We start from the raw sequence: 17,500 nt of genomic DNA, 5'->3' as shown, positions 1-17,500 counted from the left end.
CAAAATATGTCCCTACAACATTTACGATAAAAAGCAACGCTATGCCTAAAGTAACATGAAAAATCACCTTACCTATAAAACGCAATGGCTTAGAGGCAACACCAAAAACAAGAAAAATAAACACTAAAGTAAGAATGCCAACAATAATAATTGTAGAATTCATCTTTTCCTCCTTATGAATGACCTATACATCTATTTGTATGGGACAAGACAATAAAAAAGAACAGTTATCATAAACGGCATCTCTTTCATATAAACCTAATAAAACAACACCTCAGCATTTAACAAATAAAATAAAAAGGCCTGCTTAGAAAGCAGAACCCTTTACCATTGTTCCATTTTTACAGGACGACGCTTTGCTTCTTTCAACAAGAAGAAATATTTCGCCTCTGCTATCTTCAAAGAACAAATGACATCTTGAGATGGTTCTACACTTTGTTCAACCATTCTCTTCTGACGTAACCACTCATTCTTCACTTTTTCCAAAAGTACAATTAACTTATCATCATACTCTTTACGCAATTTACCCTTTTTTTGAAAGAACATTTTTGTTTCTCCTCTTATACTTCTCTGCGACCTTCTAACGCTTTCGATAGTGTCACTTCATCTGCATATTCTAAATCTCCACCAACTGGCAGACCATGTGCAATACGAGTTACTTTAATGCCTGTAGGTTTTAAGAGGCGGGAGATATACATCGCTGTAGCTTCCCCTTCAATATTAGGGTTTGTTGCTAATATTACTTCTTGTACCGTTTCATCATGTAGTCGCTTTAAGAGTTGCGGGATATTAATGTCTTCCGGTCCAATTCCCTCCATAGGAGAAATCGCACCACGTAACACATGATATACACCTTGATACTCTTTCATTTTTTCCATCGCGATTACATCTTTCGGTTCTTGCACGACACAAACAACTGATTGATCTCGATGCGAATCATTACAAATATAACAAGGATCACGATCAGTAATATGTCCACATACAGAACAATACGCTAAATCTCGCTTCGCATTTACAAGTGCTTTCGCAAAACCTAACACATCATCTTCTTTCATATCTAATACGAAAAATGCCAATCGAACCGCTGTTTTCGGTCCGATACCTGGCAACTTCATAAAACTATCGATTAGTTTTGATATTGGCTCTGGATAATGCATGTATCAATATCCCCCTAGAACATTCCACCTGGTAAGTTTAAGCCTTTTGTAAATTTACCCATTGTAGAGTTTGATAGCTCATCGGCCTTTTTAAGTGCATCATTTGTTGCAGCTAACACTAAGTCTTGTAACATTTCGATATCTTCTGGATCTACAACTTCTTCTTTAATCTTCACTTCAAGAATTTGCTTGTGACCATTTGCAATAACTGTAATCATTCCGCCGCCAGCTGTACCTTCAACTGTTTTTTCACCAAGCTCTTCTTGTGCTTTCGCCATGTCTTTTTGCATCTTTTGCATTTGTTTCATCATGTTATTCATATTTCCCATTCCGCCACGCATCATAATTAATTCCTCCTAATTATTATTACTCTTTTATTTCAATGAGTTCTTGTCCTACTAATTTCACTGCCTCTTCTATAAGAGGGTCTTCCTTTTTCTCCGGGCTTTCTTCAGACTCTCCACCTTCACGTTGTAAAAAGTCTTCACGGATTTTACCCCATTCACTTTTTGGAATGGCAATCATATTTAACCTTTTACTTAGCAATTCAAATAAAGCTTGTTCTACTGTATCCATAGCTTCTCGATTTTCGCTCGCCATCTTACAGTGAATCTCATATTGAAATGCTAAAACGTAAGTGTCATCTGAAGCTGCCACTGGTTCACTATTTTCTAGTAAAACAGCAAACGCTACTTTGTTATATGATTTGAGTCTTCCTAACAACTCACCCCATACAGCTTTTAATTGTTCTAAATCTTGACGCTTCGCTTGTTTTAATACTTCATTTACACGCCCGATAGGAATCTTCATACTTCCTGTTCGTACGGGTTTTGGTGTTGCACGTGTCTCTCTTACTTCCTGTTGTACACCAGCTGGCACACCGTTCTTTTTGACTTGCTCTAACTCTTTCTCCAATTGCTGCATCCTGTTCATAATTGCTTGCAAACGATCCGTACCGTTTGCTTGCATCATAAACTGTTGACACAACTGCACCATAACAACTTCTAAGAAAATACGCGGATGATTTGTCCACTTCATTTCCTGTTGTCCCTTACTAAGGGTATGAATAATCTCATAGATCACTTCCGGTTGCATTTCTTCACTCAACTTACGGAATTGATCATCTACAATTACTCGTTCCAACATATGTTCTAGTTGCGGTGAAGTTTGATATAAAAGCATATCACGATAATAGTAAATGAAATCCTCCATAAAACGAACTGGATCCTTCCCTTTACTCATCATTTCATCTATGATCTGTAATGCTCTTGATACATCATTTTCACGTATGCATTCTACTAAATTGCCTAAGTATTGCTGAGAAACAGATCCTGTTACCGCCAATACATCTTCTGTCGTAACAATCTCATCACTATAAGATATAGCCTGATCAATAAGACTAAGCGCGTCACGCATACCACCTTCAGCAGCACGTGCAACAATTTGTAATGCTTCATCTTCCACTTGCGTACCTTCATTCGTCACGACTGTTGATAATCTCTCAACAATATCATTCACTGATATTTTTCGGAATTCAAAACGCTGACAACGCGAAATAATTGTAGGCGGGATCTTATGAGGTTCTGTTGTCGCCAAAATAAAGATAACATGTCCTGGCGGCTCTTCTAAGGTTTTTAAAAGCGCATTGAATGCACCCATAGAAAGCATGTGAACTTCATCAATAATGTATACTTTATATTCTACAGCACTTGGAGCATATTTTACTTTATCTCTAATATCTCGAATTTCATCTACACCGTTATTTGAAGCCGCATCAATTTCTAATACATCTGAAATGGATCCTTGTGTAATTCCTAAACAAGAAGGACATTCATTACAAGGTTCAGCTACCGGAGCATGTTCACAGTTAATTGCTTTTGCAAATACTTTTGCAATTGTCGTTTTTCCTGTTCCCCTCGGACCAGAAAATAAATAAGCATGTGAAACTTTCTCTTGAAGAAGGGCATTTTGCAACGTTTTTGTCACGTGCTTTTGACCGACTACATCTTCGAACTTTTGCGGTCTCCATGTTCGGTATAACGCTTGGTATGACACGAAAATACGGCCTCCCTCAAAGGTTATTATCTCATTTATTATAACCCATTCTGTTTATAGATTCCAAAAGTTATTTTCTATACAAAAAACTCACCTTTGTATTAAGGTGAGTTTTGTATACATATATAACTGCCGTGCACCCTCCGTCGATTACGTACCATAAGCGTTACTCAAGCAGTTAGCTCGGTTCAGGCACTCCTGCGGCACACGAGAAGACCCGCTTATTGCTGCTTCCTTCCGGACCTGACAAGGTTCACGGGGTCCCGTTGCGCAGGACCCAAACGTCAACACCACTTACTTAAGGCAGACCTTACAGCAACATAACCTCGAGAGGGGATTCGGCCTCGCTAGAGCGGATTGCGAGTATAGGGCACCGCTACCTCCCCGCTTAGCACGGCAAAGTTAAAACCAATATTCGTTTGCCTTCATTAAAGGCATTATCAGTATAACTTGTTTCTTTATAAAATGCAAATACGTTAGTTCCCATTGCTTTTCTCTAATTTTTTTATCGCTTTTCTTTTTTTACGAAGCTCTCTAAAAAAGTTTGTTAACAACGTACCGCATTCTTCCTCAAGTACACCAGTTACTACTTCACATTGATGATTGAATCGTTCATCCGTTAAAAGATTCATCAATGTCCCTGCACATCCGCCCTTCGGATCACTTGCACCATATACAACTCGCTTCACTCGCGATAAAACAATTCCACCCGCACACATTGGACAAGGTTCTAATGTTACATACAATATTGCATCTTCTAAACGCCATGTCCCTAATTTTTTACACGCCTCATCTATCGCTAGCAACTCAGCATGAGCTATTGATCTTTGCTCAGTTTCCCTTAAATTATGAGCAACACTAATTACCTCACCATCTAACACTATAACTGCTCCAATTGGTACTTCCTGTATTTCCTCCGCCTTTTTAGCTTCTTCTATCGCTAATTGCATAAAATAAATATCTCGATCTTGTTCCATAACATAGTCCTTTCATTACAAATAAAGTACACTTATTTCCATTTACTGCACAGGGGATAACTTTTACAAATTCAATCCACCCTAAAAGAAAAAGAGAGGGATTACATATGAAAAATACCGCCTTGCTCATTATCGATATGATTAATGATTTTCAATTTTCCCACGGACCCATTCTAGCTCAAAAATGCGAAACTATAACAAACCCTATTTTACAATTAAAGAAAAAAATGAAATCCTTCGGCTATCCTATAATTTACGTTAATGACCATTATCAACTTTGGAGATCTGATATCGACCAACTTATTACTCATTGTACAAATAAATATAGTGAAAATATAATCCATAAGATTGCTCCAAGTTCTGATGATTACATTTTTATTAAACCACATTATTCCGCTTTTTATGAAACACCTTTAAATTCATTACTAGGTTATTTAAAAATAGAAAATCTAATATTAACAGGAGTTGCCGGGAATATATGCATCCTATTTACAGCTAATGATGCTCATATGAGAAATTATAAATTGTATGTACCACAGGATTGTATCGCCTCTAACAACGACCAAGATAATATACATGCTTTAAAAATAATGGAAACTACATTGAAAGCAAATATAACATCGTCATCCAAAATAAAATTTAATTAATACATATATCTATTTTCTAACTTTTTATATCAAATTAACCCACTCGCTTCCCTCTTGTGCTACAATAATTCTGTTTTGTGTTTTTAGTAGTCACGGTAAATCACTGATTGAAAGGAGGAAACAGCGTGACCGGAGTACCATTTATCACGGTTGAAGGACCAATTGGTGTTGGAAAAACTTCACTTGCGAAGGAAATTTCAACTCACATGCAACTCCACTTACTAAAAGAGATTGTTGATGAAAATCCCTTTTTAGGAAAGTTTTATGAAGACATCGACGAATGGAGTTTTCAAACAGAGATGTTCTTTCTTTGTAATAGATACAAACAATTAGAAGATATTAACATAAAGTATTTGAATCAAAGGAAACCAGTAGTAGCAGATTACCATATCTTTAAAAATTTAATTTTTGCATCCCGCACATTAAAAGACTCTCAATATGACAAGTACATGCAAATTTATCGTATCCTTACACAAGATATGCCTGTGCCAAATGTCATTGTTTATTTAACAGCTAGCCTAGAAACATTGCAAAAACGAATCACCTTGCGCGGAAGAGAATTTGAAAAAAACATGGATCCAAATTACTTACTACAGCTCACAAAAGATTATGAAACAGCAATGGATACTTTTAGAAAAGATCATCCGGAGATACCAGTATTGAAATTTAATGGAGACGATATGGATTTTGTAAAAAATCCTGATGATTTAAACGTCATCCTATCTGCCCTTCAAAATACTCTCTTAAAGGAGTCGAAATAATAATGAATTTAAGGCAAAAATATGATATACCCAATGATGCAGTAATCACTATCGCCGGAACGGTAGGTGTGGGTAAATCAACTATGACAACTGCATTAGCTAATGCTTTAGGTTATCGCACATCATTTGAAAAAGTAGATTCCAATCCATATTTGGACAAATTCTATGCGGACTTCACTCGCTGGAGCTTCCACCTACAAGTGTACTTTTTAGCAGAACGATTTAAGGAACAAAAAAGAATTTTTGAATATGGTGGCGGTTTTGTTCAAGATCGTTCCATTTACGAAGACACTGGAATTTTCGCAAAGATGCATCATGAAAAAGGTACAATGACGGAAACTGATTATGAAACATACAAAGGTTTATTTGACGCTATGGTCATGACTCCTTACTTCCCTCATCCAGACTTATTAATTTACTTAGAAGGTTCTTTCGATGATATTGTCGATCGCATTCAAGAACGTGGGCGCCCAATGGAACAGCAAACACCAATTGAGTACTGGAAAGAAATGCATGGACGTTATGAAAACTGGATTAACAACTTTAATTCATGCCCTGTATTACGCTTAAATATTAATGAGTACGATATTTTAAAAGATGGTGATTCAATCGAACCAATCATTAAAAAAATTGGCCATTTTTTAAAACAAACACGTAAACTTGTAAAATAAAAAACCCGTGCATATGCACGGGTTTTCCTATTAAATTACTTCTTCTTTGTTGGAGCAATAATTTCACTCTCAGGTTTTCCTGCGTTAATACGCTGACGAACAGTACTTGTACTAATATCGTATGCTTCAGCAATCTCTTTAACAGTCATTTCTTTCCCGTTAATTACTGCCGTTAATACTTTACCTGTACGTTTTGGAGCTGCCTCTTTCTTTACAGCTGGTTTTTCAACCTTTTTTGGTGCCTCTACTTTTGTCTCAGCTTGCTTTACATCACAAGTGCAACCACAAAGTTTACGGAATGTATCATCGCTTATAATGCGTGACACATTTGCACCACTGTTTAAAATTCTATTGTTCTTACAGACAGGACATTGTACATAATATAAAGTTTTTCCATCTAAAGGAAACGTTTGTATAATAAGATCCATGTTGACTCCTTTCATATCTATGAAGATAATCATCGGAATATGAGTGTGTAATAAGGACAAAATTACCTTACACCATACTTTATGATTGGTTTTAAAATAAAAACTCGTTACGTGTTGGTAACGAGTTCTCCAATCTCCACTTATATGCGCTGTTGTCAATTATATCTGGAGGAGGTAGAGGGATTCGAACCCCCGCGCGACTCTCGCCGCCTGTCGGTTTTCAAGACCGATCCCTTCAGCCAGACTTGGGTATACCTCCATATTGACATCAAATATAATATCAAAAGAAAAACAGTTAGTCAACCCTACTAAAATAAATTATGAGGAAAGGAAAATTTTACTTTCCCCTTCCTACATTACAGTACTGACAACGCTCATAATTACCAATCACTCATACCGATGAATGTTTAAATTTACTTAATAACTGTTTTTCCTCCCATATAAGGGCGAAGAACTTCTGGAATTATAATTGTACCATCTTCTTGTTGGTAGTTTTCTAAAATAGCTGCAACCGTACGTCCAATTGCAAGACCAGATCCATTTAATGTATGGACATGTTCTGGTTTTCCATTTGGCTCACGGCGGAAACGGATATTTGCACGTCTCGCTTGAAAAGCTTCAAAATTACTACAAGAAGAAATTTCACGATATGTGCCATAGCTTGGAATCCATACTTCAATATCGTATTTCTTCGCTGCTGTAAATCCTAAATCGCCTGTGCACATGCTCATAACGCGATATGGCAACTCTAATAATTGTAACACGCGTTCTGCATCATTTGTTAATTTTTCTAACTCTTCATAAGAATCTTCTGGTTTTACGAACTTCACAAGCTCTACTTTATTGAACTGATGCTGGCGAATTAAACCACGTGTATCGCGACCAGCTGAACCTGCTTCAGAGCGGAAGCAAGAGCTAAATGCAGCATATCTTATAGGCAATTGCTCTTTATTTAAAATCTCATCACGATGCATATTCGTTACAGGTACTTCAGCTGTTGGAATTAAGAAATAATCTTCACTTTCAATACGGAATGCATCTTCTTCAAACTTTGGAAGTTGTCCTGTTCCTGTCATACTTGCACGGTTTACCATATATGGAGGTAATACTTCTTCATATCCATGCTCATCAGTATGAAGATCAAGCATAAAGCTAATTAAAGCACGCTCTAATCTTGCACCAGCACCTTTGTAAAATACGAAGCGGCTTCCTGTTACTTTCCCAGCGCGTTCAAAATCTAAAATTCCTAAATCAGTAGCAAGATCCCAATGTGGTTTTGGTTCAAAAGTAAATTCTTTCACTTCTCCCCAAGTACGCGCTACTACATTATCATCCTCTGTTTCACCGACTGGAGCAGACTCATGAGGGATATTTGGAATAGATAACATTAATCTTTCTAAGTCTTCTTCAACTGTGCGAAGTTCGTTATCAAAATCCTTTACTTTTTCTCCAACCTCACGCATTTCTAAAATTAGAGCTTCTGCATCTTTCTTTTCGCGCTTTAATACAGAGATTTGTTGAGACACTTCATTACGTTTACTTTTTAATTCTTCTGTCTGAACAAGTAGTTCTCTTCTTCTCGTATCAAGTTCTTCAAAACGTCCGAAATCAGTTAGATCTTCACCTCTATGCTGTAATTTCGCTTTTACTTCTTCAAAGTTTGTACGTAAAAATTTAATATCAAGCATTATATACTCCTCCTTTTATTTTATAAAACACAAAAAACTCCCGTCCCTATATAAAGGGACGGGAGTTAACCCGCGTTGCCACCCTAGTTGAAAGCATTACCGCTTTCCTCTCAAGTAGAAATAACGGCTCTTCACCGGGAATGCTTACTAATCCAAAAGATGTTCCACATTCCATTCCAGGATGGATTCACAAACTGTTTCTATCGATTTCCACCAACCATCGACTCTCTATAAGAAACAACATTTGTTACTATTTCCTATCAACACGCTTATTTTATAAAATTGTTACCATCAATTTACTATAATCTTATACAAGTTGCAAGTTACTTATACAACTTTTTTCATTTTCGCTTCTTTTACCATTTCAACAAAGTATGCTGTGACACGATGATCATCTGTTAATTCCGGATGGAATGAAGCAGCTAAAAACTGATCTTGTCTTACCGCTACCATTCGGTCACCATGCTTAGAAAGCACTTCAACATTATCAGCTACTTCTACAACATACGGCGCACGGATAAATACACCAACGAAGTCTTCACCCACGCCTTCAATTGAAAGCGCAGCTTCAAAACTATCCTTTTGGCGTCCGAACGCATTGCGCTCAACTGTAATATCCATAGCACCAATATGTGCTTCTTCATAGCCAATAAGTGTTTTCGCAAGAAGAATCATCCCTGCACATGTACCAAACATTGGTTTACCAGACTTTGCAAATGTGCGAAGTGGTTCCATGAAAGCATACTTATCAATAAGACGGCGCATTGTTGTACTTTCACCGCCTGGTAAAATAAGACCATCAATCTCTTCAAGTTGCTCTATACGCTTTACAACAACAGCTTCGGCACCACTTGCTTCAACTGATTTTACATGTTCACGAACTGCACCTTGAAGACCTAGTACACCGATTTTCACCATTTTAAAGTTCTCCTTTAATTACCATCCACGCTCTTGCATGCGTTGTTCTGGTAATAACGTTGAAATTTCGATACCTTTCATTGCATTACCTAACCCTTTAGAAAGGCTTGCAATTAGTTCGTAATCTTCATAATGAGTCGTTGCTTCAACGATTGCACGTGCAAATCTCTCTGGGTTTTCTGATTTGAAGATACCAGATCCAACAAATACCCCATCAGCACCAAGTTGCATCATTAATGCAGCATCTGCTGGTGTTGCTACACCACCTGCCGCAAAGTTTACAACTGGTAAGCGACCAAGACGTTTAATTTCAAGTAATACTTCGTAAGGAGCACCAGTATTTTTTGCATATGTCATTAACTCATCTTCACGTAGACTCGCAACTTGACGGATTTCTGCATTGACTTGGCGCATATGACGCACTGCCTCTACAATGTTTCCTGTTCCTGGTTCACCTTTTGTACGAAGCATAGATGCACCTTCTGCAATACGACGTGCAGCTTCTCCGATATCACGGCAACCACATACAAATGGAACTGTGTAATCACGTTTATTTAAATGGTATACTTCATCAGCAGGAGTTAATACTTCACTCTCATCGATATAGTCTACCCCTAATGATTCTAATACACGTGCTTCTACAAGGTGACCGATACGGCATTTTGCCATAACCGGAATTGACACTGCACCCATAACTTCTTCAACGATTGTTGGGTCTGCCATACGAGAAACGCCACCTGCTGCACGAATGTCTGCTGGTACACGCTCTAATGCCATAACGGCAACTGCGCCTGCCTCTTCTGCAATTTTTGCTTGTTCAGCGTTAATTACGTCCATAATAACGCCGCCTTTTTGCATTTCTGCCATTCCACGTTTTACACGCTCTGTCCCTGTTACATTTGTCATGTACAAAAACCCCCCTAGGTGAATTGCTTTCCCCCGTTAAAGGCGAAAATTAAGAATACTCTTACATTCTACCACTAACTATCAGATGCTTGTCTACTACTTTTTCATAAAGTCGGTATGAAAAATAGGAATAAAAAAAAAGCCCCTACCATGAGGAGCTTTTAAAACCAACCTTTTACTGTATCAACAGCACTATTCCACATACCACTAAAGAATGAACCAATTCCGCGCATAGCACGAGTAAACCAGTTTGCTTCTTCTACTTCAGATGTTGTTACAAGATCCACTTGCAACGACTTACCAGTTAAAAATCCAGGGTCGTTTGTATCTTTTGGCGTAATTACCATTTGACCAAGCGCAGCTCCCTTTTTAATAGGTGCTTCTTGTCCCTTACTTGATTCTTTTAATTCTGTTTTATAAACATCTTTACTTCCTTTTGGCACTGGAAGTGAAATAGCTTGTTTCGTTTGAACTGCTACATCTTTATCTTTCGCATTTTCTACTCTTACTGTTTCTTGTCCTTTTACTAAAGAACCTTTTTTATACATTTGTTTCACTTCAAAGTTAGCAAATCCATAATCATATAGCTTCTTTGTTTCATCAAAACGTGCTGTATGAGAACTTGTTTTAATAACTACAGAAATAAAACGCATACCGTTTCTTTCAACCGTACCAGTGAAGCAATCTCCTGCTTCTGGAGTTGAGCCTGTTTTCAGACCATCTACGCCATCATATTCTTTAACTAAGCCCTTTAACATCCAGTTCCAGTTTGACATTGCAAACTTCTCTTTTTCTGGACGGAATTCTTTTTTAGGAATTTTTGCTGTATCTAACACTTTTGGATAATCTTTAATTAAATGTTGTGCTAAAGTTGCAACATCCTTTGCAGACATTTTATTTTCTTCATCCGCTGTTGTTCCTTCAGGATGCATTCCCTTTAAATCTTTATTCGTTAAACCTGTAGAATTGACAAATTTATAATTTTTCAATCCTAGTTCTTTCGATTTATCATTCATCATTTTTACGAAATCTACTTCTTTACCTGCAATTGCTTCTGCTAATGCAATTGTTGCACCATTTGCAGAAAAGATTGCCATTGCCTCATATAACTCTTTTACTGTATAAGAGCCACCATTTTCTAACGCAACATTTGATAATGAAGCATCTTGTGAAACCTTATATGCATATTCAGAAACCTTAATTTTCTGGTCCCACTTAAGTTTTCCTTTATCCACTGCTTCATGAACTAAATATTCACTCATCATCTTTGTCATACTAGCAATGGATAATAATTCATCTGCATTCTTTTGATATACAATTTTCCCAGAATTCGCTTCTACTAAAATTGCCGCACCTGCTTCAATGTTTAAAGCGGCTCCTGTTTCAGCTGATGCATTGCTATATGGCATAAAAATGCTACAAGCTAGTGTAATCACTGTTACCAAAGCAATGAATCTTTTGCAAAACATACCTTTCACTTTTGTTACCCCCAATATCTATGTACTCACATAACCGTTATTCTAACATAATCAAAAAAAAATAGACAGAGATATCAAATCTCTGTCTATTTGTATATAAGACATTATAATGAGTAGTTTGGAGCCTCTTTTGTAATTTGTACGTGATGAGGATGGCTTTCACGTAAGCCAGCACCTGACATACGAATGAATTGTGCATTCTCGCGTAAGAATTCTAAATCCTGTGCCCCGCAATATCCCATACCCGCACGTAAGCCACCAACTAATTGGTGAACTGTATCTGCTAAAGGTCCTTTATATGGCACTCGTCCTTCGATACCTTCTGGGACAAGTTTTTTATTTCCTTCTTGGAAGTAACGATCTTTACTTCCTTTTTCCATCGCACCGACAGAACCCATACCACGATACACTTTAAATTGACGACCTTGGTAAATTTCAGTTTCTCCAGGACTTTCGGCAACACCAGCAAACATACTACCTAGCATAACAACATGTGCTCCTGCTGCTAAAGCTTTCACCATATCACCAGAGTACTTAACACCGCCATCAGCGATAACTGGAATACCGTGTTTACGAGCTTCGGTTGCACAATCATAAACTGCTGTTAATTGTGGTACACCAACACCAGCTACAACGCGTGTTGTACAAATAGAACCTGGTCCAATACCAACTTTAACTACGTTTGCACCAGCTTCAATTAATGCTTTCGTTGCTTCAGCTGTAGCAACATTTCCAGCGATGATATTTAATGATGGATATTTAGCACGAACTTCTTTTACCTTATCAATAACACCTTTAGAATGCCCATGGGCTGTATCAAGTACAATTGCATCTACACTAGCTTTTACTAATGCATCTATACGAAGCATAGCATCAGCTGTTACACCAACTGCTGCTCCAACTAATAAGCGTCCTTGCTTATCCTTAGCAGAGTTTGGAAATTCAATTACTTTTTCAATATCTTTTATTGTAATAAGCCCTTGTAATACACCGTTATTATCAACAAGAGGGAGTTTTTCAATTTTATACTTTTGTAGGATCTTTTCAGCTTCTTCCAGTGTAGTACCAACTGGAGCTGTAATTAACTGTTCTTTTGTCATTACGTCAGAAATTTTGATTGAGTAGTCTTGGATGAAACGCATATCACGGTTTGTAATAATACCAACTAATTTTCGCTCATCTAAATTATTTACAACCGGTACACCTGAGATACGATATTTTCCCATAAGATGTTCTGCATCATATACTTGATGTTCTGGAGTTAAGAAGAAAGGATCTGAAATAACGCCGCTTTCAGAGCGCTTTACTTTATCAACTTGCTCTGCTTGTTGCTCAATAGACATATTCTTATGAATAATTCCTAAACCACCTTGGCGAGCCATTGCAATAGCCATGTCAGCTTCTGTTACTGTATCCATTCCTGCACTAATTAACGGGATGTTTAGCTGTAAGCTTTCAGATAAAACTGTTTTAACACTTACTTCTCTTGGTAATATATCTGACCTAGCTGGTACAAGTAATACATCATCAAAAGTCAAACCTTCTTTAACAAATTTAGATTCCCACATAATTGTTCCCCCTATGATACCAGAAATTATTATTAGTAGCTTATCAATTGGTTAAAATACTGTCAAGGACGTATATATATGTTAGAATTTTTAGACAATAAAAGGAGCGTAATATATGCATCAAACATCTTATACTTGGCAGCAGTTAAGTTTCTTTTTTTCATCTCAAAACGTACAACGTTATCTTGCCCGTTGTTATGAAAAATCCTCTATTCAGGATGCCGAAAAAAAAAGTTTTGAAAATTGTTATCCCTTTATTTATTACCTAGAACACGGGAAAAATTATTATGAATTATATAAGAAAGCTCCATTTTCTATTCAACCAATGTTGTTATTTTATGGAATTAGTCAACTTTTTAAAGCATGTCTACTAACCATTGATCCTAACTATCCTGAATCCACTACTGTTTTAGCTCATGGCGTTACAACTCGCAAACGAAAAAAACAAGGGTATCAATTTTTAGAAGATGAGGTGAAGATACAAAAAAACGGATTGTTTACTCATGTTGCAGAACAACTGTTTCACATGAAACACTTAGAAGCAGAAAAATTTAACATGCTAGAACTAATGGGAAATATTCCAGAATTACAAAATTTGTTTCGCTATAGTCAAAAAGGATCAACTTTATATAAAATCGATTCAACAATTAAAAATGAGCTCTCCTTTTCAGTCAACCTACTAGATCGATTACATATGACTAAAGAGAGATTTTCTCGCTACATTGAAACATCTTGTAAGCATTTATCAATGCGACACGTACCTGAGAAAACTAATGAATCGAATTTACTTTTTACGGCGCCCATTCAATCATGGAATCCTATGTACAGTACTCCTTTATACTATGAACATCTTACTAATACTTATTATTTACCACTTACGACTGATCCTAGAAATCCTAAGCCAGTATTACCTGAACTCCTTGTTCATTATTTATTGCTCTATAATTTAAGCATGATTTCTAGGTATGAAACAGATTGGTGGTATGACTTACTTGGAAGCTATGGCTCTGAAGATTATCCATTTATTTATCAATTTCTTAATATTTCTGCTCAAAAAATCCCTTACTATATTTCATCATTTTTACTAACAGAACCTAACCTATTTCATGGGAAATAAAAAAACACAAGTCAAAAGACTTGTGTTTTTAGTTGCTTGGCGACGTCCTACTCTCACAGGGACAAGGTCCCAACTACCATCGGCGCTAGAGAGCTTAACTTCCGTGTTCGGTATGGGAACGGGTGTGACCTCTCTGCCATCATCACCAAACTATGAAGGCATATTCCTTCAAAACTAGATAACATTGCTACATATTATATGGTTAAGTCCTCGATCTATTAGTATTCGTCAGCTCCACATGTCACCATGCTTCCACCTCGAACCTATCAACCTGATCATCTTTCAGGGATCTTACTAGCTTACGCTATGGGAAATCTCATCTTGAGGGGGGCTTCATGCTTAGATGCTTTCAGCACTTATCCCTTCCGCACATAGCTACCCAGCTATGCCCTTGGCAGAACAACTGGTACACCAGCGGTGCGTCCATCCCGGTCCTCTCGTACTAAGGACAGCTCCTCTCAAATTTCCTACGCCCACGACGGATAGGGACCGAACTGTCTCACGACGTTCTGAACCCAGCTCGCGTACCGCTTTAATGGGCGAACAGCCCAACCCTTGGGACCGACTACAGCCCCAGGATGCGATGAGCCGACATCGAGGTGCCAAACCTCCCCGTCGATGTGGACTCTTGGGGGAGATAAGCCTGTTATCCCCGGGGTAGCTTTTATCCGTTGAGCGATGGCCCTTCCATGCGGAACCACCGGATCACTAAGCCCGACTTTCGTCCCTGCTCGACTTGTAGGTCTCGCAGTCAAGCTCCCTTATGCCTTTGCACTCTACGAATGATTTCCAACCATTCTGAGGGAACCTTTGGGCGCCTCCGTTACACTTTAGGAGGCGACCGCCCCAGTCAAACTGCCCACCTGACACTGTCTCCCGGGTCGATAAGACCCGTAGGTTAGAATTTCAATACAGTCAGGGCGGTATCCCACCAGCGCCTCCACCGAAGCTAGCGCTCCGGTTTCAATGGCTCCCGCCTATCCTGTACAAACTGTACCAAAATTCAATATCAGGCTACAGTAAAGCTCCACGGGGTCTTTCCGTCCTGTCGCGGGTAACCTGCATCTTCACAGGTACTATAATTTCACCGAGTCTCTGGTTGAGACAGTGCCCAAATCGTTACACCTTTCGTGCGGGTCGGAACTTACCCGACAAGGAATTTCGCTACCTTAGGACCGTTATAGTTACGGCCGCCGTTTACTGGGGCTTCAGTTCAGAGCTTCGCTTACGCTAACCCCTCTCCTTAACCTTCCAGCACCGGGCAGGTGTCACCCCCTATACTTCGCCTTACGGCTTCGCAGAGAGCTGTGTTTTTGCTAAACAGTCGCTTGGGCCTATTCACTGCGGCTTTCCGTTAAGAAAGCACCCCTTCTCCCGAAGTTACGGGGTCATTTTGCCGAGTTCCTTAACCAGAGTTCTCTCGCACACCTTAGGATTCTCTCCTCGCCTACCTGTGTCGGTTTGCGGTACAGGCACCTTTTATCTCGCTAGAAGCTTTTCTTGGCAGCGGGGAATCAAAGACTTCGCTCCATAAGGAGCTTCCCCATCACAGCTCAGCCTTTACGATAAGCGGATTTGCCTACTTATCAGCCTAACTGCTTGGACGTGCACAACCAATCGCACGCTTCTTCTATCCTTCTGCGTCCCTCCATTGCTCAAACGATAAAGAGGTGGTACAGGAATATCAACCTGTTGTCCATCGCCTACGCCTGTCGGCCTCGGCTTAGGTCCTGACTAACCCTGAGCGGACGAGCCTTCCTCAGGAAACCTTAGGCATTCGGTGGACGGGATTCTCACCCGTCTTTCGCTACTCATACCGGCATTCTCACTTCTAAGCGCTCCACCAGTCCTTCCGGTCTGACTTCACTGCACTTAGAACGCTCCCCTACCACTGATACCATTGGTATCAATTCGCAGCTTCGGTGGTGTATTTAGCCCCGGTACATTTTCGGCGCAGAGTCACTCGACTAGTGAGCTATTACGCACTCTTTAAATGGTGGCTGCTTCTAAGCCAACATCCTAGTTGTCTAAGCAACTCCACATCCTTTTCCACTTAATACACACTTTGGGACCTTAGCTGGCGATCTGGGCTGTTTCCCTCTTGACTACGGATCTTATCACTCGCAGTCTGACTCCTAAGGATAAGTCATTGGCATTCGGAGTTTGACTGAATTCGGTAATCCGATGAGGACCCCTAGTTCAATCAGTGCTCTACCTCCAAGACTCTTACACTTAAGGCTAGCCCTAAAGCTATTTCGGGGAGAACCAGCTATCTCCAGGTTCGATTGGAATTTCTCCGCTACCCACACCTCATCCCCGCACTTTTCAACGTGCGTGGGTTCGGGCCTCCATTCAGTGTTACCTGAACTTCACCCTGGACATGGGTAGATCACCTGGTTTCGGGTCTACGACCACGTACTAAACGCCCTATTCAGACTCGCTTTCGCTGCGGCTCCGCCTCTTCAGCTTAACCTTGCACGGGATCGTAACTCGCCGGTTCATTCTACAAAAGGCACGCCATCACCCATTAACGGGCTCTGACTATTTGTAGGCACACGGTTTCAGGATCTCTTTCACTCCCCTTCCGGGGTGCTTTTCACCTTTCCCTCACGGTACTGGTTCACTATCGATCACTAGGGAGTATTTAGCCTTGGGAGATGGTCCTCCCAGATTCCGACGGAATTTCACGTGTTCCGCCGTACTCAGGATACATTCAAGAGAGAACGAAGTTTCGACTACGGGGTTGTTACCCTCTACGACGGACCTTTCCAGGTCGCTTCGTCTACCTCGTTCCTTTGTAACTCCGTATAGAATGTCCTACAACCCCAAGAGGCAAGCCTCTTGGTTTGGGCTATGTTCCGTTTCGCTCGCCGCTACTCAGGAAATCGCATTTGCTTTCTCTTCCTCCAGGTACTTAGATGTTTCAGTTCCCTGGGTCTGTCTTCCATACCCTATGTATTCAGGTAAGGATACCATACCATTACGTATAGTGGGTTTCCCCATTCGGAAATCTTCGGATCAAAGCTTACTTACAGCTCCCCGAAGCATATCGGCGTTAGTCCCGTCCTTCATCGACTCCTAGTGTCAAGGCATCCACCGTGCGCCCTTTCTAACTTAACCAAACTAAAA

The 17,500-nt window shown here is 39.4% G+C and carries 16 protein-coding genes, 1 tRNA gene, 2 rRNA genes, 1 other RNA gene and 1 other annotated feature (1 of these 21 cut by a window edge); of the genes, 4 read left to right on the top strand and 16 right to left on the bottom strand.

What is annotated here, in order from left to right; all coding sequences use genetic code 11:
- From ACYFX0_RS30385 to tadA, 7 genes are all read right to left on the bottom strand, one after another.
- On the bottom strand, positions 1-163 hold the 5' portion of the coding sequence (locus ACYFX0_RS30385; RefSeq protein ID WP_001089273.1) for a pro-sigmaK processing inhibitor BofA family protein. It extends 107 nt beyond the left edge of the window; the window shows 163 of its 270 coding nt (coding positions 1-163); it begins with the start codon at positions 161-163; the stop codon falls past the left edge of the window.
- A gap of 161 nt (positions 164-324) precedes the next feature.
- Positions 325-546, bottom strand: a complete 222-nt coding sequence (locus tag ACYFX0_RS30380) for a YaaL family protein (RefSeq protein WP_000466019.1) — start codon at positions 544-546, stop codon at positions 325-327.
- A 14-nt stretch (positions 547-560) separates the two neighbouring features.
- Positions 561-1,157, bottom strand: coding sequence for a recombination protein RecR (gene recR, locus ACYFX0_RS30375; RefSeq protein ID WP_000559169.1), 597 nt, complete (start codon positions 1,155-1,157; stop codon positions 561-563).
- A gap of 14 nt (positions 1,158-1,171) precedes the next feature.
- Positions 1,172-1,498 (bottom strand): YbaB/EbfC family nucleoid-associated protein, encoded by a 327-nt coding sequence (locus ACYFX0_RS30370; protein WP_014894853.1) that lies wholly within the window; start codon positions 1,496-1,498, stop codon positions 1,172-1,174.
- Between the two features lie 25 nt (positions 1,499-1,523).
- On the bottom strand, positions 1,524-3,212 hold the full coding sequence (gene dnaX, locus ACYFX0_RS30365) for a DNA polymerase III subunit gamma/tau (RefSeq protein WP_000121560.1): 1,689 nt from the start codon (positions 3,210-3,212) through the stop codon (positions 1,524-1,526).
- A 132-nt stretch (positions 3,213-3,344) separates the two neighbouring features.
- An RNA gene (gene ffs, locus ACYFX0_RS30360) (signal recognition particle sRNA large type) lies at positions 3,345-3,609 on the bottom strand.
- Positions 3,610-3,688: 79 nt separating this feature from the next.
- Positions 3,689-4,189 carry a tRNA adenosine(34) deaminase TadA gene (gene tadA, locus ACYFX0_RS30355; RefSeq protein WP_106082593.1) on the bottom strand — a complete coding sequence of 167 codons (501 nt, stop codon included), beginning with the start codon at positions 4,187-4,189 and terminating at the stop codon, positions 3,689-3,691.
- Positions 4,190-4,296: 107 nt separating this feature from the next.
- Between tadA and ACYFX0_RS30350 the strand changes: the two genes are divergently transcribed.
- The 3 genes from ACYFX0_RS30350 (at position 4,297) to ACYFX0_RS30340 (ending at position 6,268) form a co-directional block, all read left to right on the top strand.
- Positions 4,297-4,836 carry a cysteine hydrolase family protein gene (locus ACYFX0_RS30350; protein WP_000798738.1) on the top strand — a complete coding sequence of 180 codons (540 nt, stop codon included), beginning with the start codon at positions 4,297-4,299 and terminating at the stop codon, positions 4,834-4,836.
- A gap of 125 nt (positions 4,837-4,961) precedes the next feature.
- On the top strand, positions 4,962-5,597 hold the full coding sequence (locus ACYFX0_RS30345; protein WP_000148222.1) for a deoxynucleoside kinase: 636 nt from the start codon (positions 4,962-4,964) through the stop codon (positions 5,595-5,597).
- 2 nt (positions 5,598-5,599) lie between these two features.
- Positions 5,600-6,268 (top strand): deoxynucleoside kinase, encoded by a 669-nt coding sequence (locus tag ACYFX0_RS30340; protein WP_001053585.1) that lies wholly within the window; start codon positions 5,600-5,602, stop codon positions 6,266-6,268.
- Positions 6,269-6,303: 35 nt separating this feature from the next.
- Here ACYFX0_RS30340 and ACYFX0_RS30335 read toward each other — a convergent pair whose 3' ends face one another.
- The 7 genes from ACYFX0_RS30335 to guaB all read right to left on the bottom strand — a co-directional run bounded on the left by ACYFX0_RS30335 (position 6,304) and on the right by guaB (position 13,254).
- A complete protein-coding gene (locus ACYFX0_RS30335; protein WP_000364195.1) occupies positions 6,304-6,696 on the bottom strand; it encodes a DUF3797 domain-containing protein in 393 nt (130 codons plus the stop codon).
- A gap of 166 nt (positions 6,697-6,862) precedes the next feature.
- A tRNA-Ser gene (locus tag ACYFX0_RS30330) sits at positions 6,863-6,955 on the bottom strand.
- Positions 6,956-7,109: 154 nt separating this feature from the next.
- A complete protein-coding gene (serS, locus tag ACYFX0_RS30325; RefSeq protein WP_000884174.1) occupies positions 7,110-8,384 on the bottom strand; it encodes a serine--tRNA ligase in 1,275 nt (424 codons plus the stop codon).
- Between the two features lie 51 nt (positions 8,385-8,435).
- Positions 8,436-8,657 (bottom strand) — a binding site (T-box leader).
- Between the two features lie 54 nt (positions 8,658-8,711).
- Positions 8,712-9,302: a pyridoxal 5'-phosphate synthase glutaminase subunit PdxT gene (gene pdxT / locus ACYFX0_RS30320; protein ID WP_000238785.1), complete on the bottom strand. Its 591-nt coding sequence runs from the start codon at positions 9,300-9,302 to the stop codon at positions 8,712-8,714.
- Positions 9,303-9,320: 18 nt separating this feature from the next.
- Positions 9,321-10,208 (bottom strand): pyridoxal 5'-phosphate synthase lyase subunit PdxS, encoded by an 888-nt coding sequence (gene pdxS / locus ACYFX0_RS30315; RefSeq protein ID WP_000186158.1) that lies wholly within the window; start codon positions 10,206-10,208, stop codon positions 9,321-9,323.
- Positions 10,209-10,369: 161 nt separating this feature from the next.
- Positions 10,370-11,677 carry a D-alanyl-D-alanine carboxypeptidase DacA gene (gene dacA, locus ACYFX0_RS30310; protein WP_130055239.1) on the bottom strand — a complete coding sequence of 436 codons (1,308 nt, stop codon included), beginning with the start codon at positions 11,675-11,677 and terminating at the stop codon, positions 10,370-10,372.
- Positions 11,678-11,790: 113 nt separating this feature from the next.
- On the bottom strand, positions 11,791-13,254 hold the full coding sequence (gene guaB, locus ACYFX0_RS30305) for an IMP dehydrogenase (RefSeq protein ID WP_000264089.1): 1,464 nt from the start codon (positions 13,252-13,254) through the stop codon (positions 11,791-11,793).
- Positions 13,255-13,369: 115 nt separating this feature from the next.
- Here guaB and ACYFX0_RS30300 point away from each other — a divergent pair, with 115 nt between their 5' ends.
- A complete protein-coding gene (locus ACYFX0_RS30300; protein WP_000554297.1) occupies positions 13,370-14,371 on the top strand; it encodes a YaaC family protein in 1,002 nt (333 codons plus the stop codon).
- A gap of 34 nt (positions 14,372-14,405) precedes the next feature.
- On the opposite strand, the gene rrf is transcribed toward ACYFX0_RS30300, so the two are convergent.
- Positions 14,406-14,521 (bottom strand): 5S ribosomal RNA (gene rrf, locus ACYFX0_RS30295).
- 48 nt (positions 14,522-14,569) lie between these two features.
- Positions 14,570-17,491, bottom strand: a 23S ribosomal RNA gene (locus ACYFX0_RS30290).
- Between the last annotated feature and the right edge of the window lie 9 nt (positions 17,492-17,500).

This window comes from Bacillus sp. NEAU-Y102, from assembly GCF_054788175.1.
This window is presented reverse-complemented; position numbering and strand designations above follow the sequence as displayed.

Excerpts from the sequence above, each read along its gene's own strand:
- ACYFX0_RS30380 (WP_000466019.1), bottom strand. The coding sequence starts at position 546 with ATGTTCTTTCAAAAAAAGGGTAAATTGCGTAAAGAGTATGATGATAAG.
- recR (WP_000559169.1), bottom strand. The coding sequence starts at position 1,157 with ATGCATTATCCAGAGCCAATATCAAAACTAATCGATAGTTTTATGAAG.
- ACYFX0_RS30370 (WP_014894853.1), bottom strand. The coding sequence starts at position 1,498 with ATGCGTGGCGGAATGGGAAATATGAATAACATGATGAAACAAATGCAA.
- tadA (WP_106082593.1), bottom strand. The coding sequence starts at position 4,189 with ATGGAACAAGATCGAGATATTTATTTTATGCAATTAGCGATAGAAGAA.
- ACYFX0_RS30350 (WP_000798738.1), top strand. The coding sequence starts at position 4,297 with ATGAAAAATACCGCCTTGCTCATTATCGATATGATTAATGATTTTCAA.
- ACYFX0_RS30340 (WP_001053585.1), top strand. The coding sequence starts at position 5,600 with ATGAATTTAAGGCAAAAATATGATATACCCAATGATGCAGTAATCACT.
- ACYFX0_RS30335 (WP_000364195.1), bottom strand. The coding sequence starts at position 6,696 with ATGGATCTTATTATACAAACGTTTCCTTTAGATGGAAAAACTTTATAT.
- serS (WP_000884174.1), bottom strand. The coding sequence starts at position 8,384 with ATGCTTGATATTAAATTTTTACGTACAAACTTTGAAGAAGTAAAAGCG.
- pdxT (WP_000238785.1), bottom strand. The coding sequence starts at position 9,302 with ATGGTGAAAATCGGTGTACTAGGTCTTCAAGGTGCAGTTCGTGAACAT.
- pdxS (WP_000186158.1), bottom strand. The coding sequence starts at position 10,208 with ATGACAAATGTAACAGGGACAGAGCGTGTAAAACGTGGAATGGCAGAA.
- dacA (WP_130055239.1), bottom strand. The coding sequence starts at position 11,677 with ATGTTTTGCAAAAGATTCATTGCTTTGGTAACAGTGATTACACTAGCT.
- guaB (WP_000264089.1), bottom strand. The coding sequence starts at position 13,254 with ATGTGGGAATCTAAATTTGTTAAAGAAGGTTTGACTTTTGATGATGTA.
- ACYFX0_RS30300 (WP_000554297.1), top strand. The coding sequence starts at position 13,370 with ATGCATCAAACATCTTATACTTGGCAGCAGTTAAGTTTCTTTTTTTCA.